The organism is Oleiphilus sp. HI0067, from assembly GCF_001635735.1.
Window position 1 is genome coordinate 1 of record NZ_LWFI01000997.1, and the last position, 2,895, is coordinate 2,895.

Sequence of the window (2,895 nt, forward strand, 5' to 3'; positions counted from 1 at the left end):
GTTATCGATCTTGATCAGAGTATGAAAGCCGCTAGGGAAATCTTATGGGCATATCAGAAAACACCTAAAGTGCAAAACGAAGCCGCTCGTATTCTCTCGCGCCATACCATTCCTGATCGAGCACGCATGATTTCAGGCTAAGAATCTAAGTTTTACATACCTTCTCTCGTTTCGCCTCGCTTGAGCAGCGTTTCGAACAGTACTTAACCTGCTCCCAATCACGCTCCCACTTTTTACGCCAAGTGAAAGGCCTTTGACACACAACACAAAGCTTTGAAGGCAACTCAGACTTTTTCATTACGCTCTAACTTATGAAAGAAGCTCTCGGCATCGCTTGCGATTAAATGTCGTTTCGCATCATCCATTTTCTCTAAGGTTCGATACGGCATAGATAAGCGCTGATTACCGCGAAGTTTGTCTTGATTGCGCGCCAAGAAATCCCAGTAGAGATAGTTAAACGGACAGGCGGATTCGCCGTTCTTATCTTTCACTTTATACGCGCATGACTGGCAATAATTAGACATCTTATTGATATAAGCACCGCTCGCCGCATAAGGCTTACTTGCCATAACACCACCGTCAGCAAACAGTATCATGCCATTTACATTAGGCAGCTCTACCCATTCGTATGCATCACCATAAACTAGTAAAAACCATTCCTGCACTTGCTTCGGTTCTATCCCAGTCAGTAATAGAAAATTACCAATCACCATTAAGCGCTGAATATGGTGCGCATAGGCATTCTGTTTGGTCTCATTAATACATTGTGCGAGACAGTTCATCTGCGTGTCGCCAGTCCAAAAGAAGCCCGGCAAATGTCGTTGAGCGTTTAGAAAATTCTGATCAACATACTTGGGCATTTCGTGCCAATACAAACCTCGCACGTATTCACGCCAGCCAAGCACCTGACGAATAAAGCCTTCTACCGCATTTAGAGGAAAATTATATTCGCGATAGGCATGTTCGACTTGAGTAATCACCTCATGGGCGGTCAGCAAACCTGCATTAAGATAAAAGCTGATATGACTATGGAACATCCAAGGCTCGTCTTGTTGCATGGCGTCCTGATAATCACCAAACAAAACTAAACGTTCTTGAATGAAGCCCTTTAAAACTTGAAGCGCTTGCTCACGTGTAACCGCATAATGGAAGTTACTAAGCTCACCAAAATGATCCTCGAACTCCGTACCAACAAGTTCTAACACTTGAGTAGTTATGTCATCTGGTTCAAACATGGTTGGGTTTGGAACCTTCGTTCCTTTAGGAAGCGATTTACGATTTTGTGCATCGTAATTCCATCTCCCTCCTTCCGGTTCACCATCTTGCAAAAGCACAGAAGTTTTCTTACGCAGCTCACGATAGAAATACTCCATCCTGAGCTGTTTTTTCCCATCAGCCCAATGCCTAAATTCATCAAGACTCGCAATAAATCGGTCGTCTTCACGAATCTCAACAGTCGCGTTATAAACGTCAAACGCCGCCTGCCAGCTCTGCATATCCTCGAGCACACGCCATTCACCTGGAAATGTCACAACGACATGCGAAAAGCTTAGCTCTGACATCGCTCGCTCGACTTCCGCTTTAAGGCTACCAGCATTGTCAGGGTCGTCGTAAGACACATAGCGCACGCGATAGCCGTCGTTCTGAAGCTCCTTAGCAAAGTGACGCATGGCAGAGAAAAGGAAGGCAATTTTCTTCTTATGATGTTTCACATAAGACGCCTCTGTACGCACCTCTGCCATCAATATCAGATCATTTTGCTTGTCTATATCGCTCAAACTAGCAAGCGAGCGTGACAGTTGGTCTGCGAGGACTAAACAAAGCTTTCCTGTCTGCGTCGAAAACTCAGGCATTTGATGCGGCCTTTACGACTTCGTATGCATCAAGTGCCGCTTCACGAGACTCTTTAAGATCCACAATTGGATGCGGATAATCAGTACCTAGCCACACGCCTGCCGATTTGAGAATGTCGGTCGGTGCTTCCCACGGTTTATGGATAAACTTCTTCGGCACCTCTGCAAGTTCAGGGCAAAATTTCTTGACGTATTCGCCATCACTATCAAATTTTTCGCCCTGTAATACGGGATTGAAAATTCGAAAGTAAGGTGCTGCGTCGGCGCCTGAACCAGCCACCCACTGCCAACTGGCAACATTGGCTGCAAGATCAGCATCGAGTAAACAGTCTCTAAACCATGCTTCTCCTAAGCGCCAATCACAGCGTAGGTTTTTCACCAAGAATGAGCCAACAACCATGCGAATGCGATTATGCATATAGCCCGTTTGCCATAACTCACGCATACCCGCATCGATAATCGGGATACCCGTGTTACCTGTCTGCCAAGCACGCAATTTTTCAGGAGCGTTTTCCCACGTGAACACATCAAATTTGGCGTTGAAACTATCGCTCGGAATATGCGGAAAGTGATACAAGAGGTAGTAGCTAAACTCACGCCAACCAAGCTCACTTAAATAGGTATCGAGATGTTTATCATCCTCTCGACCTTCGAATGCATGTTTAACGGCATACCAAACCTGATTCGGAGACAGCTCACCGTAGTGCAAAGAAGGGCTAAGCCGCGAGGTCCCAACGACAGACGGAATATTCCTTTGATCGCGATAGGCAAATGCTGCGCTTTCTATGTATTGCGTCAATCGATCTGACGCCCCCTGCTCGCCAGGCTGCCATTCATTTTGCATCTGTTCATACCAAGGAATGCTTGGCAATAAACCCAGCTCATCAATTGTATTTTGTTGAAGTCCCTCGGGAAGAGCGCAATCTGAGAGATCAGGGGCTGCCTTGGGTAAGCGAGGTTGCTTTGATAACAAGCAACCTTTTCGATAATAGGGCGTAAACACCTTGTACGCAGATCCTTGCTTATTTTTAATATCCCATGG

General features: G+C 45.8%; 3 protein-coding genes. All 3 read right to left on the bottom strand.

Annotation, left to right across the window (positions count from 1 at the left end; all coding sequences use genetic code 11):
* Positions 1-145 precede the first annotated feature (145 nt).
* Positions 146-298, bottom strand: coding sequence for a DUF2256 domain-containing protein (locus A3739_RS31445; protein ID WP_082878399.1), 153 nt, complete (start codon positions 296-298; stop codon positions 146-148).
* Positions 285-1,853, bottom strand: coding sequence for a cryptochrome/photolyase family protein (locus A3739_RS12975; RefSeq protein ID WP_068477939.1), 1,569 nt, complete (start codon positions 1,851-1,853; stop codon positions 285-287). The genes A3739_RS31445 and A3739_RS12975 overlap by 14 nt, the downstream gene beginning before the upstream one ends.
* The coding region (locus A3739_RS12980; RefSeq protein WP_156502573.1) for a deoxyribodipyrimidine photo-lyase at positions 1,846-2,895 on the bottom strand (1,050 nt) is incomplete at its 5' end. The genes A3739_RS12980 and A3739_RS12975, both read right to left, overlap by 8 nt.

Excerpts from the sequence above, each read along its gene's own strand:
- A3739_RS12975 (WP_068477939.1), bottom strand. The coding sequence starts at position 1,853 with ATGCCTGAGTTTTCGACGCAGACAGGAAAGCTTTGTTTAGTCCTCGCA.
- A3739_RS31445 (WP_082878399.1), bottom strand. The coding sequence starts at position 298 with ATGAAAAAGTCTGAGTTGCCTTCAAAGCTTTGTGTTGTGTGTCAAAGG.